Here is an 18,712-nt window from a genome sequence, read left to right as displayed (position 1 = left end):
CCGACCGGTCGCAGGACCGGTACCGCCGCCGATCCTCGGCGCCCTGACCGCGCTTGACCAGTGTCTTTCAGCCTATCCGGCGCTCACCGCGTTGCGCGCGGGAGCGGTGCAGGCGGCGGCTTTGCGGTTGGTTTCTTCGATGTCGGCGCCTGCGATGAAGCCATCCTCGACCGCGTTCGGCAACCGGCCGCGGCCTTGCAACCCGTCGCGGTACGCGTGCACCGCCCGCGCGATCGGCGCATTGGGCGTCAGTGCGGCCGACGCGATGCGGACCGCCTCGGCCAAATCCGCATCGGCCTGCCCGCGGCGGCAATCGCGCAGCGCCAGCACCGAGCGATAGGTCAGCGCTTGCGTCAGCAGCCCCGCATGAACGCGCTGGTTACGGTCGCTTCGCCGCGCGTCCGGCGCCGCGGGCAGGAAGCCGCGCTCGCGTTCGACCACGGCGGCGAAGCCCGCGTCGGCCTGGGCATCACGGCCGCGCCGGAACAGCAGCAGTTGCTCGTAGTAGGCCGCCTGCGAGGGCTGCGCGTCGCCCTGGGTGGCGTAGCGCCGGGTATCGACGCGCGATTGGATGAGCTGGCGTTCGGCTTCGTCCCATTGCGTCGGCGCGCCGTACAGCAACAGGCCGCGCACCAGTTGTATGCGGTCGTAGGGCGCCGGCAGGCCCAATGCCTGTTTGCCGGCGATCACGCGCCGCAACAGCGCGCTGCCCTCGGCGATGTCCTGTGGCCGGCGGTAGCGGTCGGGCAGCAGCAGGAGATCCTTGCCCAGATTGCCCTGTGCGTTCAGCGTCAGCTCCGCGCGCGGTCCCTGGGTGCGTTCGAGGATGCCGATGGCCTCGGGCAGCAGGCGGACGTTCTCGCGCGGATCGCGTGCGATCGCCCAGGCGCTGGCCGACAACGCCCAGCCGTACTCCGGGTGTTCGCGGCCGTAGGCGCGCTCTATCGTCGCCAACGCGGCGCGCAGCGCCGCCGGCGATTCGACCTGCGGATAGCGGCTCAAGGCCACGCGCACGCGGGCGCGGGCTGTCGAGGGGTGGGCATCGCCCAGACTGTCACGGCGGCGCTGCAGCAGGGCGTCGGCCAGCGTGCGCTCGTGCGGACTGATGCGCCGGGCGTTGAGCAGCACGCGCTGCTCCAGCGCATCGTCGGCGAGGACCGGGTGGGTCGAACGGACCAGGGCGATGGCTTCCAGCGCGTCGCGATCGGCCTGCTCGAACCGATACAAACGGCTCAGGAAGTTCGAGCGCAGTATCAGCACCTGCGCCAGCCACTCCCGATGGCCGGCGCCCAGCGCGCGCATCTGCCGCACCAGGTCGTCGGCCGTGGCCAACGCGGCCAGGGTCTTGCCCTGGCCCCACTGCGCGCGTGCGAGTTCGGCGCCGAAGGTCACCCGGGTCATGCGCGCCTCGGTGCTGCTTGCCTCGCCCAGGCGCTGCAGGCGCGCCAGCGCGCGCCGTTCGGCCTCGGCCTGGCCGTTGCCGGTATTGAGCATCGCCACCCAGGTCGCGGCGACGAAGTCGCCCTGGTCTTCCGCGTCGCCGAGCGCGGTTTGCGCCTGCGCGGCCAGGGCTTCGGCGCGGCGGTACTCGCCGATGACGGCGTAGCTGCGCGCCAGCGTGGCGAGGCTGCGCGCGCGCAATTGCGGCTGATCGTCGAGCGGCAGCTTGCGCAGCTCGCGTTCGGTGCGTTCCAGCAGCGCGCGCGACGAGAACGGCACCGATCCCAAACCCGACAAGGTCGCCGTGCCCAGGGTCGAGGCGAACAGCTGACTCACCGCCTGGCTGGCCTCGAACGCGCGCGCGGCCCGGCGTTGCTGCCAGTAGGCCGCGCCGATGCTGGCGCACACCGCCAGCAGCACGGTGACGCCCAGCGCGGCCGCGATCGGATTGCGCTGACGCCATTTGCGCGCACGCGACCGCCAGCCGCCCGGTGCGGCATGCACCGGTCGGTGCGCCAGCCAGCGCTGCAGGTCGTCGGCGAACTCGCGCACGCTGGCATAACGGTCCTGCGGTTGCGGTGCGACCGCCTTGAGCGCGATGGCCGACAGATCGCCGGCCAGCGCGCGCCGCAAGGCCGAGACGCTGGCGACGTCGCGTCGCGCAGCGAGCGCCCGGTCGTCGTCGCCGAGCAACCGTTCCATGGGCTGCGGCGCCGGCCACTGCGGGAGTGCCGCGGCTGCCGGCAGCAACTGGCGCAGGTCGTGCATGGGCACGGGCCAATGGGCGCAGAGCAGGCGATAGGCGAGCACGCCCAGCGCGTACAGATCGGTCGACGGCGCGCCCGCGCGGCGCCCGCGCATTTCCGGCGCCGCGTAGTCCGGAGTGACCGCGATGCTTTCGCCGGGGGTGGCGAAATGCGTGGCGATGCCGAAATCCAGCAGGTGCACGCGGCCGTCGTCGTCGACCAGCAGGTTGGAAGGCTTGATGTCGCCGTGGACCACGCCCTGCGCATGCGCGTAGGCCAGCGCCTCGCAGGCCTGGATCAGCAGTTCGACGCGTCCGCGGACGGTCGTGCGGCGGCCGTCGCACCACGCGTCCAGGGGTTGGCCGTCGACGTAGCGCAGCGCGAACCAGGGTTGCCCGTCGTCGCCGACGCCGCCGTCTATCAGCGGGGCGATGCCGGGGTGGTCCAGGCGTGCCAGCAGGTTGCGCTCCTCGCGGAACGCGGCGACCAGCCGTGGCGTCGCCAGTTCGGCGCGTATGCATTTGAGCGCGACGCGCCTTTCGTACTCGCCATCGTCGCGCCGCGCCTCGTACACGGTGCCCATGCCGCCGCGTCCGATCACGCGCTGCAGTCGCCAGGCGCCCAGGCGCGTGCCCAGGCGCGGATCCTGCGCGGGTTCCGTCGCGTCGTCGGGCGCCGGTTCGGACTGTTTGCCGGCGAGCACCTCGGCGGGCGATCGGTCCAGCACGCCGATCTCGTCTGCTTCCAGCAGCGAGCGCAGGGCGGCGTGCAAGGCCGGATCGCGTTGCATCAGTTCCCTGAGCGCGCGTTCGCGTTCCGCCGGTGGCAGGTCGGCGTACTCGTCGAACAGCGCCAACGCGCGGGCGGTCGGCGCGGTCACGGCCCGCGACGCCGGCTCGTGCGCCGCGGCCTCGGCCGACCGGGGCCGGCACGCTGCGCTGCAAGAAGACGCTTGCTCAGAGCGTCACCCCCGGACCCGCCGCGCGTCCAGCGGCTGTCGGGTACGGACCGATGCAATGGCGTGCGCGTCATGTCCGGATGGCTGGGTCATCGGCGATGTGTCTATGGATTGGGCCGTGATTTGCCTGCCGTGATACGCCTATTGACGGCGGTTTGTCCAATGCGTGCCCGCCGCCACGGATGCGGTGTGGAAGGAAGGCGTCGCGCTGATGTCGGGCGCGCATGTGCCGGCACCGGTTGGGCGCGCAGGTGCTGGATTTCGAGTGCGTTGCGCGTGATGCGCGCTGGACTATGCGGCGCGAATTACGCGCCCAGGCGCGTTGCAATGGCCCATTCCAATCGCGCACGCTGCGCGCGTGCGGCGGCCGCGGCGGCCTGCGCTTCGGCCGCGTTGCAGGCGCGGAATCGCAAATGCTGGTTGGGGCGCAACTGCGCCAGCCGCGGCAGATCGGCGGCGATCACATGGCCCAGGCGCGCGTAGCCGCCGACCGTCTGCGCATCGGCCAGCAACACGATGGGGCGGCCGTCGGAAGGCAGTTGGATCGTGCCCGGTGCGACCGGCTCGGACAGGCCGCCGGCGTCGGGCGCCTGCAGCGCCGCGCCGTCCAGGCGCAGGCCCTGGCGGTTGCTGGCGGCGTGCACCTGCCAGGGCTGCCGCGACAGCTCTTGCGCGGGCGAGCGCATTGCCGCGGCTTCGCTTGCGATGTAGCGGATCGGTTCTTGCGCAAGCTGGCCGGCGCGCGGGTCGATCCACCACGCGGTCGCCTGTGGCGCGGCGACGTCGATGCCGGTGTGCGCGCCGATCGGCAACCGGTCGCCCTTGCGCAAAGCGCGGCCGTCGACGCCGCCGAAGCCGCCGCGCAGATCGGTGGCGCGGCTGCCCAGGACCGGCGGCACGTCGATGCCACCGTACACCGCCAGCCAGGCGCGCGCGCCCTCGCGCATGCCGCCCAGCGCGAGCGTGCCGGCGGGCAGCCCGACCGGGCGCGCCAGCGGCAGCGCTTGGCCGTCGAAGCGCGCTTCGCAGGCGGCGCCCAGCACCGCGATGCGCAGCGGTTGCGGCAGGCGCAGCGTCGGCCCTTGCAGGGCGAATTCCAGCACCGCGGCACCGGCATGGTTGCCGACCAGCGCATTGGCCAACGCCGCGCAATCCGGGTCCAGTGCGCCGCCACGGCCGACGCCGAGATGGCGCCAGCCGTCGCGGCCCAGGTCCTGCACCAGGCTCAGCGGGCCGGCGTTGAGCACCTCCATGCAGGCGTCGTCACGCTTGCGGGCCGTACTCACGGCGCGGCTTCCAGGTGCTCGAACTCGGCTGGGTCGATCGACCGGAAACGCACACGGTCGCCGGGTTGCAGCAGGCTGGGCGCGGCGCGCGCGGCATCGAACAACCGCAGCGGCGTGCGCCCCAGCAATCGCCAGCCGCCGGGACCGGGGCGCGGGTAGATGCCGGTCTGCGCGCCGCCGATGGCGACGCTGCCGGCCGCCACATCGGTGCGTGGCGTGGCCAGGCGCGGCAGCGCGAGTTCCGGCGCCAGGCCCGACAGGTAGGGGAAGCCCGGGGCGAAACCGATCATCGCCACAGTGTAGAGCGCGCCGCTGTGGCGTTCGGCCAGCGCCTGCGGCGACAGACCCAACTCCTGCGCGCTGGTGTCCAGGTCGGGGCCGTAACGGCCGCCGTAGGCGACCGGAACATCTACGGTGCGTCCCGCCGCGGCGGCCGTGGCGGCGTCGCCGGCCGCCGCGCATTGCATCAGCAACCACTCGCGCGCGTCATCGGCGCCGACCTGGGCGGGGTCGAAGAACAGCGCCAGGCTGGCGTAGGCGGGCACCAGGTCGCGCAGCCACGCCGGTGCGCACGCACGCAGCTGCGCGCACCAGGCATGCACGCGCGCGTTCGCGTCCGCATCGATGGCCGATCCCAGGCGCAACAGCCAGGCGTCGTCGGCCAGCGCCTCGCAGTCCGGCGCGGCGGCGCTCACGTCGCCAGCGCGTCCTGCAGGGCGCGGATGCGCCGCACCAGCGCCTCGGGCGAGTAGGGCTGGGCGGTGGCCATGCCCCACACCGGGCGCGGCCAGGCGATGTCCTCGCGGAAGCGCGCGATCACGTGCACGTGCAGCTGCGGCACCAGGTTGCCCAGCGCGGCCACGTTGAGCTTGTGCGGCGAAAACGCGTTCTGCAGCGCGCGGCTGGTCACGGCGATCTCGCGCATCAGCTCGATCTGCTGCGCCTCGTCCAGATCGATCAGCTCCACCGCGTCCTCGACGCGCGGCACCAGGATCAGCCAGGGGTGGTTGGCGTCGTCCATCAGGCGCAGCTCGCACAGCTTGAACTGGGCGATCGGGTGGGTGTCGTCCGCCAATTGCGGGTGCAGGTGCCAGGCGTTCATTTCAGTGCGTCCGCGAAGAAGTCCAGGGTGCGCCGCCAGGCGAGCTCGGCGCTGTCTGCGTGGTAGTCCGCGCGCAGATCGCAGTTGAAGCCGTGGCCGGCGTTGTAGAGATAGATCGGTGCGGTCGGCAGCGCCGCGCGATGGGCGTCGATGGCCTGCGGCGGGATGCTGGCGTCGCGTTCGCCGAAGTGGAACAGCATCGGCGCGCGCGTGGGTTCGCCCAGGAACGGCACGGTGCGCGCGCCGTAGTAGCTCACCGCGGGCAGGCCCAGGCGGGTATTGCACAGGAAGGCCAGACTGCCGCCCCAGCAATAGCCGACCGCGCCGGTGCGCAGGCCTTCGTCCTGCAGCCGGTGCGAGGCCACGCCGGCGATATCGATCGCGCGGTCGAAGCCGACCGCGCTGCGCAGCTCGCCGCCGCGCGCGGCGTCGTCGCTGCCGTAACCCAGCTCGACGTGCGCCTGCACCGGGGCGAACAGGTCCGGCGCCAGGGCGACATAGCCGGCCTGGGCGAAGCGCTCGGCCACGGCGCGGATGTGCGCGTTGACCCCGAAGATCTCCTGCAGCACGACCAGCGCGCCGCGCGAGGGGCCGGTGGGTTCGGCGCGCCAGGCCGCGACCGGGCCGTGCGGGGTGTCCAGATCGGTCCAGTGGCCCATGGGCGGCCTCCGTTCAGCTGCGGGAATCCAGTCCAGTTTAGCGCCAGGGCTATAATTCGCGACCCCGGCCGCGTAGTTCCGCCCGCAGCCGCGTTACCGCCTTCCTCACTCAGCCAGTACGTCCGGCCTCGCGCGCATGCGCAACCGCGCGTCCCGCCAGGCCTTACCGCATGTCCCTAGCCAATCCCAAAGTCGGTTTCGTCAGCCTCGGTTGCCCCAAGGCCCTGGTCGATTCCGAGCGCATCCTCACCCAGCTGCGTGTGGAGGGCTACGACATCGTGCAGAGCTACGACGCCGCCGACGTGGTGGTGGTCAACACCTGCGGCTTCATTGACTCGGCGGTGACCGAGTCGCTGGACGCGATCGGCGAGGCGATCGCCGAGAACGGCAAGGTCATCGTCACCGGCTGTTTGGGCAAGCGTTCGGAGCTGATCCGCGAAACCCACCCCGACGTGCTGTCGATCAGCGGCCCGCAGGACTACGCCAGCGTGATGACCGCGGTGCACAGCGCGCTGCCGCCCAGGCACGACCCCTTCGTCGACCTGGTGCCGCGCCGCGCGTTCGAGGGCGAGGAGGGCATCGGCGTCAAGCTCACGCCCAAGCACTACGCCTATCTGAAGATTTCCGAAGGCTGCAATCACCGCTGCAGCTTCTGCATCATTCCCTCGATGCGCGGCGACCTGGTCTCGCGCCCGGTCGACCAGGTGCTGCGCGAGGCCGAGAAGCTGGCCATGGGCGGCGTGCGCGAGCTGCTGGTGATCTCGCAGGACACGTCGGCCTACGGCGTGGACGTGAAGTACGCCGAGCGCGAATGGCGCGGCAAGACCTACCAGACCCGCATGAAGGCGCTGTGCGAGGGCCTGGGCGAACTCGGCCTGTGGACGCGCCTGCACTACGTCTATCCGTATCCGCACGTGGACGAGATCATTCCGCTGATGGCGCAGACCGGCGCCAACGGAATGCCGATCCTGCTGCCGTACCTGGACATCCCGTTCCAGCACGCCAGCCCGCGCGTGCTCAAGCTGATGAAGCGGCCCGGCGCGGTCGACAAGACCCTGGAGCGCATCCAGCGCTGGCGCGGCATCGCGCCGGACATCACCATCCGCAGCACGTTCATCGTCGGATTCCCGGGCGAGACCGAGGCCGAGTTCGAGGAGCTGCTGGACTTCCTCGACGAGGCCCAGTTGGACCGCGTCGGCGCGTTCGCCTATTCGCCGGTGGACGGCGCCCAGGCCAATGCGCTGCCCGATCCGCTGCCCGAGGAGGTCAAGCAGGAACGTCTGGCGCGCTTCATGGAGCGCCAGGCCGAGATCTCCGCGGCCAAGCTGGAGGCGAAGGTGGGCAGCGTGCAGCGTTGCATCGTCGACGCGCTGGACGGCGAACTGGCGATCGCGCGCAGCATGGGCGACGCGCCCGACATCGACGGCCTGGTGCAGATCCAGAACGGCTTTGAGGCCGGCTTGCAGCCTGGCGAATTCGTCGACGTGCAGATCATGGGCAGCGACGAACACGACCTCTACGGCGAGGTCGCGTTCGAGGATTGAGCCGGTTCTAGGCGGTGGCCCAGGTCGCCGCGGCCGCCGCCGCGGCCATGCCCGCCAGGCCGGCGCCCACATGCAGCGCATAGCGGCGGTTGCCGCTGGCGAAGGCCAGCACGGTCTTGGCCGCGGCGCTGGCCGCGAGCAGACCGACCACGCCCCAGCGCGCATGGTCCAGGCTCAGATCGCCGGCCTGGGCGAGCTGGGCCACGCTGGCCGCGGCCGCGTGCAGTTCCGCCAGCGCCACCAGCATGGCGGTGACCAGGGCGCCGGTATCGCCGAACAGATGGCGCATCCACGCCGACAGCAGCAACACCGCCGCGATCACCGCGGCCAGCAACAAGGCCTGGCCCAGCCGGAACGCGCGTGCGGGCGGCGCCTTGGGCAGCGCATCGCTGCCGGCGCCGCGGTGCAGTCCCAGCGCGGCGGCGACCACCAGCACCGACGCCGCGGCGGCCAAGGGCCAGGCGCTGGCGCGCAACAGCGTCGGCGCGGCGGTGCCGATCACGCCCGCGAACAAGGCCAGCGACGCCAGATTGGCGAGCAGCACCGCCGCCGCGGATACGCCGGTCAGACCGGCCTCGCCGCGGCTGCGTTCGCCGAAACCCGCCACCGCCGCGGTTGAGGACGCGAAGCCCGAGAAGAAACCGGCCACCGGCAGTCCCCAGCGCGCGCCGACGCCGCGCAGGGCGATATGCCCCAGCATGCCCACCGCCATTACCAGCACCACCAGGCGCCACAAGGCCGACGGCACCAGCACGCCCCAGGGATCGACCGGTGTGTCCGGCAGCAGCGGCAGCACGATCAGCGCCGCCGCGGCCAGCAGCAGCGCATCCTGCAGTTCGCGCTCGGACACGACCTTGCGCGCGAAGGCCTGCAGCGGCTGCTTGGCGAACAAGAGGCCGGCGACGATCACGCCCAGGCCCGCGGCCACGGCCGGCTCGCCTTGCGCGTAGGCGGCGAGCAGCGCGGTCGCCGGCAGTGCGACTTCGCCGGTCAGGCCGGGATCGTCCCCGCGCGTGGACAGATAGCTGGCCAGCGACAGCGCGCCGATCACTACCACCAGCGCCGCCAGCACCGCGGTGCCCAGCGGAACGGCGACGGCGGCCGCGATCGCGACCACCGCATGCGTGCGCACGCCGGCCACGGCGGTGCGGTCGCCGGCATGGGCGCGCTCGCGCACGACGCCGATCAGCAGGCCGATCGCGATCGCGCTGAGCAGGCCCTGCCATCGGGCGTCGAATTCCAAATCGCATCTCCGGTTGTCGCGGTCATCTTAGGCGGCGCGCGGCGTGGCGGTCATCACCGGCCTGTCCTGGACGATCCCGATTTCGCGTCAACCAGGGAAGCGGCGCAGGCGTAGGATCGGCGCCAGGGACCGGCACAGGGGATGGACGATGCAGCGCGCTATGACGATGTGGGTGGGGATGGGGCTGGTGCTGGCGTTCGCCGGCGCGGCCTGGGCGCAGGAGCCCAAGCTGGAGCCGATGACGACCCAGATGTTGCTGGACTATCTGCCCGACGACTCGCACGTCGAGAATCGCCTGGACGGCGACTTCAATGGCGACGGTATCGGCGACACCGCCTACGTCGGCGGCAACGACGAGAAGCGCCTGCTGAAGGTGATGCTGGGCTACAAGGACGAACTCGACTGGGGCCATTCGCCCACGGGCGAGGCCGAACTCGAAGTCGCACCTCTCGGATCGGCCTCGCTGTCGTTCAAGAAGGGCGTGCTGATCGTCGAAGACCTGACCGGCGGCACCACCGCCACCGCGACCACCTACCGCTATCGCTACGACGCGCAGACCCAGCGCATGCGCCTGATCGGCCTGGACGCGGAGCGCTACAGCCGCACCAACAGCCACGACAGCCTGAAGTTCAGCTGGAACCTGTTGAACGGCGCGCGCATCGTCCAGCGCGGCCACGTCAACGACAGCGGCCAGGGCGACGAAGCCTATCGTTACGGTCCGGAGCGCAAGCTGTCGAGCAAGTCCGCGCCGGTGTACATGGAGGACACGCCCAGTCCTGATGCGTTGTTGGATGCGGAGGCGGGCGCGGGCGGTTAGCCCGCTCGTTCGGTCGCCCGATTCGCCGACGCTGTCCTTTATTCGCGACGCCCTTCCAATCCGTCATCCCCACGAACGCGGGGGTGCCGTGACTTCAGCGCCATCTCTCGATCCGTCATCCCCGCGAAGGCGGGGATCCAGTGACTTTAGCGCGCCGCCATGCTCTCGCGGCTCAACTGCCCTCGTACCGCACTTCGACGATCGCAAACCGCGTCGCGCCGCCCGGCAGTGCCGCCTCGAATTCGTCGTCGACGCGCTTTTTCAGCATCGCCCGCGCCAGCGGCGAATCGATGCTGATATGCCCCAGGCGCGCATCGGTCTCGTCGGGCCCGACGACGCGATAGCGCTGCAGATCGCCGCTGGCGACATGCTCCACTTCCACCCAGGCGCCGAAATACACCGCGTCCGGATCGCTGGGCGCGGTCTCGACCACCTTCAGCGCGGGCACGCGCTTGCTCAGATAGCGCACGCGGCGGTCGATCTCGCCCAACTGCTTCTTGCGATAGGTGTACTCGGCGTTCTCCGAGCGATCGCCCTCGGCCGCCGCGGCGGCCAGGGCTTTCACCACTTCAGGACGTTTGACGCGCCATAGCTCGTCCAACTCCTGTTTGAGCCGGTCGAAGCCCTCCCGCGTGATCAGCGCGGTGCTTTGCTGCGCGGGAGGTCGCCATCGGCCCATGCGCGCTTACTGCGCGGCCTGGCGCTTCAGGCTGAGGTTGGCCTGGCTCTCGATGGCCTTGCCGTCCTTGTCCAGCGCACGGATCTCGTCGGCCGAAACGACCTGGTACAGGCGGTCTTCGTCGCTCTTGCTGTTGGGGTCCAGGCGGATGCGCGCGCCGGCTTCCTCGGCGGTCCAGGTGCCGTCGCCCTTGGTGTTGCCGTCCTTGCGGTCCTGATAGACGTCCTCGACGGCGTAGGTGCCATCGGCCTTGAGTTCGAGCTTGGTGTCGATGCCCGGGCAGTCGGCGCAGGGCAGGGTGCCGCTGAAGGTGCCGGCGAAGGCCTTGGCGTCCAGCGCGGGCACGGCCGGCGGCGCCGGTTCCGGCGTCGCGGCCGGGGCCACGGCGGCATCCGCCGCGGGCGCCGCTGCGACGGGTTCGGCCGGCTTCTTTTCGCAGGCGGCCAGAGCGATCACGGCGGCGCTGGCGAGCACGAGCAACTTCGGATTCATACGGTCAGGCTCCTTGTGGACGATCGGAACAGGGGTTGGGGGAACGGATGGCGGCGCGGCCTTACTTGCGCCCGCCGAAAATGCCGCCCAGCAGTCCGCGCAGGATCTGCCGGCCGATCTGATTGCCGACGGTGCGCGCGGTCTGCTTGGCCATGGTCTCGACCATGCCCTGACGGCGCTTGGTGCCGAACACCGCGTCCTTGACCGACTGGCCGAAGCCGCCTTCCTCGGCATCGTCCTGTTCGCGGGTCTTGGCCGGCGGGGCCTTGGCCTGGACGGCGGCGGTTTCGGCGCGCTTGCTCAGCATTTCCGCGGCCGACTCGCGGTCGATCGCATTGTCGTACTTGTGCCCGACCGGGCTGCCGGCGCGCACCTGCGCGCGCTCGGCCTCGCTGATCGCGCCCATGCGGCAACGCGGCGGCGCGATCAGGGTGCGTTCCACCGGCATCGGCACGCCCTTGTCCTGCAGGGTCGACACCAGCGCCTCGCCGGTGCCGAGCTTGGAAATCGCCTCGGCCACGTTCAGCGCCGGATTCGGCACGAAGGTCTCGGCCGCGGTCTTGACCGCCTTCTGATCGCGCGGCGTGAACGCACGCAGCGCGTGCTGCACGCGGTTGCCGAGCTGGCCGAGGATGTCGTCGGGCACGTCGTCGGGGAACTGCGAGCAGAAGTACACGCCCACGCCCTTGGAGCGGATGATGCGCACCACCTGTTCCACGCGCTGCTGCAGCGCCGGCGGCGCGTCGTCGAACAGCAGGTGGGCCTCGTCGAACACGAACACCAGCTTGGGTTTGTCGAGATCGCCGACCTCGGGCAGGTTCTCGAACAGCTCCGACAGCAGCCACAGCAGGAAGCTCGAATACAGCCGCGGCTTCATGATCAGCTGTTCGGACGCGAGGATGTTGATCATGCCGCGGCCGTTGGGCGCGGTGCGCATCAGGTCGGTCAGTTCCAGCGCCGGTTCGCCGAAGAAGGCGTCGCCGCCTTCCTGCTCCAGGCGCAGCAGCGAGCGCTGAATCGCGCCCACCGACTGGGTGCTGACCAGGCCGTAGGACGTCGAGATGTCCTTGCGTTCCTCCGCCACCAGCGCCAGCAATGCGCGCAGGTCCTTGAGGTCGAGCAGCAGCAGGCCGCGGTCGTCGGCCAGCTTGAACACGATGTCGAGCACGCCGGACTGGGTGTCGTTGAGTTCGAGGATGCGCGACAGCAGGGTCGGGCCCATCTCGCTGACCGTGGTGCGCACGGGGTGGCCGAGCTTGCCGAACAGATCCCAGAACACGGTCGGGCTGGCTTCGGAGGTGTAATCGGGTACGCCGAGTTCGGCGACGCGCGCCAGCAGCTTGTCGTTCGGGGTTCCGGCGACGGCCAGGCCGGCCACATCGCCCTTCACGTCGGCCAGGAACACCGGCACGCCCAGGCGCGAAAAGCCTTCGGCGATCGTCATCAGGGTCACGGTCTTGCCGGTGCCGGTGGCGCCGGCGACCAGGCCGTGGCGATTGCCCAGCTTGGCCTGCAGGTAGACCGGGCCGCTCTCGGGCGTGGTGACCGCCTTGCCCAGGAGGATGGCGTTCTGCGTCGAGTCCATGTCCGCGTCCGTTGGAAGATGCGCCGATTCTAGCCTCAGCCCCGCGGCGGCGTGGCGTGGCTGGAGCAGGCAGGATGAACCGGCACAGTGTCCGTGCTCACGCTTCCTTGCCCCGCATGGACCCCGCGGCTACCCTGCCAGGACCTTCGCTGCCCTTGTCGTCCATGCCCGCATTTGCCTCTGCTTGCCGCGCCTTCGCGCCCGTCGCCGTTCTCGCCCTGACCGCGCTGTCCTTCGATGCCAGCGCCCTGTCCAAACGCGATCAGGCCGCCGTGGACGCGCTGAACCAGCGCATGCAGGCCGCCGAGGCCAAGTACGGCGCCGCGCTGGTGCAGATCCGCAACGCCAACCCGGAGGGGCAGAAGCTCAGCGACGCCGCGCTGGAGGACATGGAGGACGTGATCGCGGCCTGCAACAAGCAGAAGGGCTGCCAGCTCACCACCTTGCTGACCAGCTACAAGCGCCTGCTCAAGGCCAATACCGATGCCGAATCGCGCGCGCAGGCGGGCGACGAGGACGAAGAGGCGCCGTTGGGCGAGGACTCGTCGCTGGCCGCGGACGTGCCGCAGGCCGCGCGCGCGGCCGCGCTGCTGAACGCCGACGGCCAGCGCTTCGTCAAGATGGTGCAGTACAACCCGGCGGTGCAGGCCGGCATCCGCCGCTGGCTCACCGACATGCGCGGCTCGCTGATCCAGAGCCATGAGAACTACCAGTACCTGCGGCAGATGATGTGGCCGCAGTACGAGCGCGCCAACCTGCCCGAAGCGCTGCTGTTCGGCATCATGGCCAAGGAGTCCAACGGCCGCGTGCATTCGACCTCGCGCGCCGGCGCCGCCGGCCCGATGCAGTTCATGTACGCCACCGGCAAGCGCTTCGGCCTGGGCGACGACGGCACCGGCTTCGACACCCGCTACGATGCGCGCGCCTCGGCCCAGGCCAGCGCCGAATACCTCAACGAGCGCCTGGCGGTGCTCAACAACAGCATCGAGATGTCGCTGGCGGCGTACAACGGCGGCGAAGGCCGCGCCCAGCGCGTGTTCAACGCCAGCGGCGGCGGCAACTTCTGGGAAGAATCGGTGTACAACCAGTTCCCGGCCGAAACCCGCGACTACGTGCCGATGGTGATCGCGGCCGCCTGGCTGTTCCTGCATCCCAAGGAATACGGCCTGAGCTTCCCCAAGATCGATCCCAAGCCGGCCACTTTGCGCCTGAGCCAGCCCAGCTCGATCTACCAGCTCACCATCTGCCTGGGCAACGGCGGCACCCGCGACGGCTATATGCGCGCGCTGCGCAACCTCAACCCGCGCTACCAGGCCGACAGCTACCTGGCCGCGGGCACCAGCCTCAACGCCACCACCAAGATCGTCGGCCTGTACAACCGCTGGTGCCTGCAGGGCGCGCGCGCCGATCTGGCGCGCACCCTGATGCTCAGCGACCCGAGCACGGCGATCGTGCGCACCGGGCCGGTGACCATGGTGGCCTCGGCCGAGGCGGGGGATCTGGGCGATGTCAGCGCTGGAACGCTGACGGCTCAGGAGGCGGCCAAGGCCAAGCCTCGCGACAAGGAAAAGGCCAAGCCCAAGACCTATCGCGTGCAGCGCGGCGAAACCCTGACCTCGATCGCGCAGAAGTTCCAGTGCGACACCGGCCAGCTGGCCAAGCGCAACGGCCTGAAGGCGCCGCGCTATGCGATCCGTCCGGGGCAGGTGCTGAAGGTGGACGGCTGCAAGTGATCGCGTAGCGATGACGTCCGCCGAATCCGAGCCTGGCGAGGCGCCGGCCACACCGGTCGCGCCTTTGTCCGAGCGGGCCAACCGGTGGATGCGGCACCTGTCGGGCGCATTGTTGGGCGTTTGCGCTGTCGGCGCCTTGTGGGCGTGTTACGGGGCTGTTGCGTCGCATGTGCGGAACTCCGAGCTCCTCGCCGCCTTAGGGCTGTGGCTAGTGATGTCGGTCGCCGCAGTCGCGATCCACGAGTTCGGACACTATCTCGGTGCCCGCATGACCGGCATGACCGTACTGGCGGTAGCGGTGGGCGCGGTCGAGGCGGTGCCGGTGGTGGGCGGCTGGCGCTTGCAGTCGCGTTCGCCGCATGCGACGTCCGGCGAGGCCGGCGGCTACGTGATCGCATGTCCGGATCCCGAGCGCCGATCGCGCGCCGACACCGCGATACTGCTGTTGGCGGGGCCGCTCTCGAACCTATGCGTCGCCGTCGTCCTCGCCGTGGCGATGCTGAGCTTGCCGTCGTCGCCCTGGCAATCGGCATGCTTCGCGTTCGCGCTGCTGAATTTCGCCGGTTTCGCCTGCAATCTGCTGCCTTATCGCACCAGGACGCTGTTCACCGACGGCCTGCAGTTGCTGTACCTGCGTCAACCTCGGTCCGAGATGGAACCGATCGCGGTCGCTTGGCGTTTGGTCGCGCGCTCGTACCGCGGCGACACCGCTGAGGAGTTGCCCGAGGACGAGTTGCGCGTACTGTCCGATCACGCCGATCAGCTGCCGCTGTCGTACGAGTGGTATCGGCTCAAGGCCTCGCAGAACCTGGGCCAGTGGCAGCACGTAACCGAGTGGGAGAGCGCCGTGAACCGCCAGGTCGCGCAGGTCAGCGACGCCGCGCTGGCGCAGTTGAGCCGGGCCTTCCTGCCGCTGCTGCGGGCCGAGATCGCGTTCAGTCGCAGCATGGCCAGCGGCGATGCGGGTTACGTCGAGGCGGTCGGGCTGGCGCGGGATGTGCAGCGCGAAGCGCCGCATCTGATGCCGCGCCTGCGTGCACTGGCGGCCGGTCTGCGCGGCGATGCGGCCCGCGCGGCCCGCGAGCTGGAACTGTCCCGGCAGGCGGCGGAAACTTCGATCCAGGTCGCGCTTCGACGCAGCGAGGCGCGACTGCGCGCCTACGTGCAAGCGACCATCAGCGCTGATCCCGACGCACACTGACAGGAGTCCGTTGTGTCCCATTCCGAGTACGACCGTGCCGCCTCGAACCGCGGCTGGCTGATCGCGGTCGCGAGCGTGGCCGCGTTGGCCATCGCCGGCGCGATCGTCCCCTGGCCCTGGCTGCACTACCTCGCCAAACCCAGCGCGACCTTGCTGGTGCTGGCGATGGTGGCGCGCACGCCGTCGACCGAGCGCGGCTACCGCCTCGGTCTGCTGATGGGCCTGGCGCTGTCCACCTTGGGCGACGTGTTCCTGATGCTGCCCGGCGACTGGTTCGTGTTCGGCCTGGGCAGTTTCCTGTGCGCGCATATCGCGTACCTGCTGGCGCTGACCCGGCGCGCGCGCCTGTTTGCGGCGACCTGGCCGTTCCTGGCCTACGCCGTCTTGGCGGGCATCGTGTTGTCGGTGTTGTGGCCGCATCTGCCGGCCGAATTGCGCGTACCCGTGGTGATCTATGTCGCCGTGCTGGCCGCAATGGCGGCGCAGGCCGCGGCGGTGTGGTGGCGCCGACGTACGCACGCGACCGCGCTGGCGGCGCTGGGCGGCCTGAGCTTCGTCGCCTCCGACGCGACTTTGGCAATCGACCGTTTCGCTGCGCCGTTCGCCTATGCGAGCGTCGCCGTGTTGGCGACTTACTGGGTCGCGCAGAGCTTGATCGGCTTATCGGTGCGCGAGCGCTGAGCGCCTTGTGGCGGGTCGCCTGCCATCGCTGGCCTTGAGGCGACGCGTGCCCGCAATCGTGCTGCACGGCGCTAAGGCGCGTTTCTTGCGCCTGTTTGCGGGCTTGTTTGCTGCGAGAAGCCCGTGATACTACTGCCGCACCGACCGGAGCTTCGGTGCTATGGCTACAGGACGTGATTTTGCTTGGTTCGCGCTCGCGGCGCTGCTGGCACTGCCGGCCTGCACCGCCCATCCGCCTACAGGCGCCGCCGCCGCGGCAGCTTCGGTCGCCGAGTTTGCGGGCGACTGGGGCTATCGCCAGTCCTGCGGCTGGCAGCACAGCGCTCATCTCGAACTCAAGGCGGCCGGCGCGGCCGTGACCGGCAGCTGGGACGACGGCACCCAGACCAGCGGCGACAGCGGCCAGCTGCTGGGCTCGCTGCGCGAAGGCCGCCTGTATCTGCGCTTCTGCAGCGAGGATGTGGCGGCCGGCAAGCCCGGTGCCTGCCCCGACTTCGGCCGTGAATCCGACTATCTGACGCGCGAAGGCGACACCCTGGTTTGGTTCCGCGCATCCGGCACAGGCCATCAGCCGTACTTGAAGCTGCATCCCACGGACAGCGGCCGAGCGCCGCCCGACGACACCCGCGGCTGCGAAGACGCCGCCGACTGACCGCGCAAGGCCAAGGAGGCCCGGCGATGAACCGACCCGCAGAGCAAGTCGCACCCGATGCCGCCGCGGCGGCGGCGCGCCCGCTGACCGACGCCGATATGCGTGCGGTCGCCTATTTCGCCATCGGCGTGGGTTCGGAGGGCAGCGTCGCCGGCCGCGACGTGTCCAACCGGCTGTCCTTCGCCGGCAACCGCGACTCCGCAACCGGACGCATGACGCCGGTAGGCAACAGCGGCTACTCGATCGGCACCCTGCAAACCGATCTGGGCGCGCACCCCGAAGTCGTGCCTTCCTTGCTGGATGCCTATCAAACCTGGGCGGCGACCCAGCCGCCGGGCATGGCGCTGACCGCGGCCGAGCGCCGTCAGGCCACGGCCGATTTGGGGCGCAACGGCGATGCGATCAGGGAGCAGGCCGGTCGCCCGATGGATGCGCGGATCGAGCGCAACCTGGGTACTTTCCTGCGCTCCGATGCCGGCATTACCTATATCCACGACCGCGACGTCGCCCAGGTCGAGGAACTGATGACCGGCACCTTGGCGCAGGTGCGCCAGACCGCCTTGTTCCGCAACTCCACACCCGACGACCAGATCCGCCTCGCGGCCATGGTCGCCAAGGTCGAGAATCAGAGCGGCGACCGCTGGGCGCCGGGCCTGCTGCGCGACATGAACAACGGCACCCACGACAGCGTCGACGACGTCAGCCGCGCCGTCGACCGCATGCGGCCGCGCGCGACCGGCGACTACATGGAAACCGGCCGCGACGCCACCCTGGCCGGAGCCGAAGTAGTGATCGCGTTACGCAACGCCGATCAGCGCAGCCCCTTGCACGGTCCCTGGCAGAACGTATTGGCCAATCCGCTGATCAGTCCGTTGCAGACGGGACAGGATCAGGCGCGCCCCAACCTGAGCGCCGAATACGGCACGATCAAACAACTGTTCCTGCAGAAGGAGCAGGCGCCGGCGTTCATCGATGCGCTGGATCGCGGCGCGGGCTACGCCTATGGGCGGCCGCAGCGCGAGGGCAACAGCAACGCCACCGCGGGACTGTACGCTCAGGGCGATGATTTCGTGTTGTGGAACCGCGACGGGCCGGGTCGCGCCTACCTCGATGGCCAATGGTCCGAGGTGTCGCGCAACGACCTGAGCCGGGTGCGCAACCGCGACGGCACCACCGATTTGAACCTGAGCCACGACGGCAACCGCAGCCAGCTGCTGCACGTGGATCCGCGCGTGCCCGGCTTGCGCGCCAGTCTGGACGCGAACTCGCCGACGCTCGAGGAGCGCGCCGAGCATCCGTTGCTGCGCCAGGCTCGGGATCAAACGCGGGGCTTGGACGGCCAGTTGGGCGCGGTGAACGCCGATGCGCGCGCCTGCCTGGATCTCAATGTGGCCTGCCTGGCCGCGCAGAACAGCATTGGCCGCATCGATCACGTGCTGCTGGGGCGGGCGGCGCAGGGGCAGGAGCAGAACCTGCTGGTAGTGCAGGGCGAGCTTGCCGACCCCGCGCGGCGGATCGCGGCGATGCCGCTGGGCGAGGCGTTGCGTGGTCGCAGCGAGGAGTTGCAGCAGCGCCTCGACGCCGCGCCGCTGCAGGCCGAGACTCAGGAACAGCAGCAGACGCAGCGCGCTAGCCGTTCCATCTAAGGCGGTTGCGGGCGCAACGATGACCGCAGGTTTCGGCGGCGCGTGTGGCTGCGCCGCGAGCCGCGCTTGTGCAGCTTTGCGCATTCAGCCGCGACGCAGAGGAAACCGTCCGAAAACGGCGAGTAAACCCTAGGGCACGGGCGCATACAGAGCGCGCGTCGCTGCAACGCGGCGCGCATCTCTATCGACACGTCCACGCCGATCGCGCTCGCGCATCGCGACGACCGCGTTCGGCCCGAAGGAGCCCG

At 70.3% G+C, this 18,712-nt stretch carries 16 protein-coding genes; 7 read left to right on the top strand and 9 right to left on the bottom strand.

What is annotated here, in order from left to right; genetic code table 11:
- Positions 1 to 72: 72 nt before the first annotated feature.
- From LVB77_RS13805 to LVB77_RS13785, 5 genes are all read right to left on the bottom strand, one after another.
- Positions 73 to 3,066 carry a serine/threonine-protein kinase gene (locus LVB77_RS13805; protein ID WP_232906673.1) on the bottom strand — a complete coding sequence of 998 codons (2,994 nt, stop codon included), beginning with the start codon at positions 3,064 to 3,066 and terminating at the stop codon, positions 73 to 75.
- Positions 3,067 to 3,449: 383 nt separating this feature from the next.
- The gene (locus LVB77_RS13800) at positions 3,450 to 4,430 is read right to left on the bottom strand and encodes a biotin-dependent carboxyltransferase family protein (RefSeq protein WP_232906672.1); all 981 of its coding nucleotides are present in this window, start codon (positions 4,428 to 4,430) and stop codon (positions 3,450 to 3,452) included.
- Entirely contained in the window at positions 4,427 to 5,125 is a 699-nt protein-coding gene (gene pxpB / locus LVB77_RS13795; RefSeq protein ID WP_232906671.1) for a 5-oxoprolinase subunit PxpB, read from the bottom strand. Before pxpB ends, LVB77_RS13800 begins: the two co-directional genes overlap by 4 nt.
- Entirely contained in the window at positions 5,122 to 5,532 is a 411-nt protein-coding gene (locus LVB77_RS13790; RefSeq protein WP_232906670.1) for an HIT family protein, read from the bottom strand. The genes pxpB and LVB77_RS13790 overlap by 4 nt, the downstream gene beginning before the upstream one ends.
- On the bottom strand, positions 5,529 to 6,191 hold the full coding sequence (locus tag LVB77_RS13785) for a dienelactone hydrolase family protein (protein WP_232906669.1): 663 nt from the start codon (positions 6,189 to 6,191) through the stop codon (positions 5,529 to 5,531). Before LVB77_RS13785 ends, LVB77_RS13790 begins: the two co-directional genes overlap by 4 nt.
- A 170-nt stretch (positions 6,192 to 6,361) precedes the next feature.
- Between LVB77_RS13785 and rimO the strand changes: the two genes are divergently transcribed.
- Positions 6,362 to 7,735, top strand: coding sequence for a 30S ribosomal protein S12 methylthiotransferase RimO (gene rimO / locus LVB77_RS13780; RefSeq protein ID WP_232906668.1), 1,374 nt, complete (start codon positions 6,362 to 6,364; stop codon positions 7,733 to 7,735).
- 7 nt (positions 7,736 to 7,742) lie between these two features.
- Here the strand turns inward: rimO and LVB77_RS13775 are convergent, their stop codons facing one another.
- A complete protein-coding gene (locus LVB77_RS13775; protein WP_232906667.1) occupies positions 7,743 to 8,978 on the bottom strand; it encodes a DUF4010 domain-containing protein in 1,236 nt (411 codons plus the stop codon).
- Between the two features lie 160 nt (positions 8,979 to 9,138).
- Between LVB77_RS13775 and LVB77_RS13770 the strand changes: the two genes are divergently transcribed.
- Entirely contained in the window at positions 9,139 to 9,795 is a 657-nt protein-coding gene (locus LVB77_RS13770; protein ID WP_232906666.1) for a hypothetical protein, read from the top strand.
- A 172-nt stretch (positions 9,796 to 9,967) separates the two neighbouring features.
- On the opposite strand, the gene greB is transcribed toward LVB77_RS13770, so the two are convergent.
- The 3 genes from greB to LVB77_RS13755 all read right to left on the bottom strand — a co-directional run bounded on the left by greB (position 9,968) and on the right by LVB77_RS13755 (position 12,551).
- Complete coding sequence (greB, locus tag LVB77_RS13765; protein ID WP_232906665.1) at positions 9,968 to 10,474, bottom strand: transcription elongation factor GreB; 507 nt, start codon at positions 10,472 to 10,474, stop codon at positions 9,968 to 9,970.
- Between the two features lie 6 nt (positions 10,475 to 10,480).
- Positions 10,481 to 10,966, bottom strand: a complete 486-nt coding sequence (locus tag LVB77_RS13760; RefSeq protein ID WP_232906664.1) for a copper resistance protein NlpE — start codon at positions 10,964 to 10,966, stop codon at positions 10,481 to 10,483.
- A gap of 61 nt (positions 10,967 to 11,027) precedes the next feature.
- On the bottom strand, positions 11,028 to 12,551 hold the full coding sequence (locus LVB77_RS13755; RefSeq protein ID WP_232906663.1) for a helicase HerA-like domain-containing protein: 1,524 nt from the start codon (positions 12,549 to 12,551) through the stop codon (positions 11,028 to 11,030).
- A 164-nt stretch (positions 12,552 to 12,715) separates the two neighbouring features.
- Here LVB77_RS13755 and LVB77_RS13750 point away from each other — a divergent pair, with 164 nt between their 5' ends.
- The 5 genes from LVB77_RS13750 (at position 12,716) to LVB77_RS13730 (ending at position 18,464) form a co-directional block, all read left to right on the top strand.
- Entirely contained in the window at positions 12,716 to 14,284 is a 1,569-nt protein-coding gene (locus LVB77_RS13750) for a transglycosylase SLT domain-containing protein (protein ID WP_232906662.1), read from the top strand.
- A 10-nt stretch (positions 14,285 to 14,294) separates the two neighbouring features.
- A complete protein-coding gene (locus LVB77_RS13745; RefSeq protein WP_232906661.1) occupies positions 14,295 to 15,485 on the top strand; it encodes a M50 family metallopeptidase in 1,191 nt (396 codons plus the stop codon).
- Between the two features lie 12 nt (positions 15,486 to 15,497).
- A complete protein-coding gene (locus LVB77_RS13740) occupies positions 15,498 to 16,166 on the top strand; it encodes a lysoplasmalogenase (RefSeq protein ID WP_232906660.1) in 669 nt (222 codons plus the stop codon).
- 160 nt (positions 16,167 to 16,326) lie between these two features.
- On the top strand, positions 16,327 to 16,818 hold the full coding sequence (locus LVB77_RS13735; RefSeq protein WP_232906659.1) for a hypothetical protein: 492 nt from the start codon (positions 16,327 to 16,329) through the stop codon (positions 16,816 to 16,818).
- 26 nt (positions 16,819 to 16,844) lie between these two features.
- Positions 16,845 to 18,464 (top strand): XVIPCD domain-containing protein, encoded by a 1,620-nt coding sequence (locus LVB77_RS13730; RefSeq protein WP_232906658.1) that lies wholly within the window; start codon positions 16,845 to 16,847, stop codon positions 18,462 to 18,464.
- Positions 18,465 to 18,712: the final 248 nt, after the last annotated feature.

This window comes from Lysobacter sp. 5GHs7-4, from assembly GCF_021284765.1.
Classification (GTDB): Bacteria; Pseudomonadota; Gammaproteobacteria; order Xanthomonadales; family Xanthomonadaceae; genus Lysobacter.
This window is presented reverse-complemented; position numbering and strand designations above follow the sequence as displayed.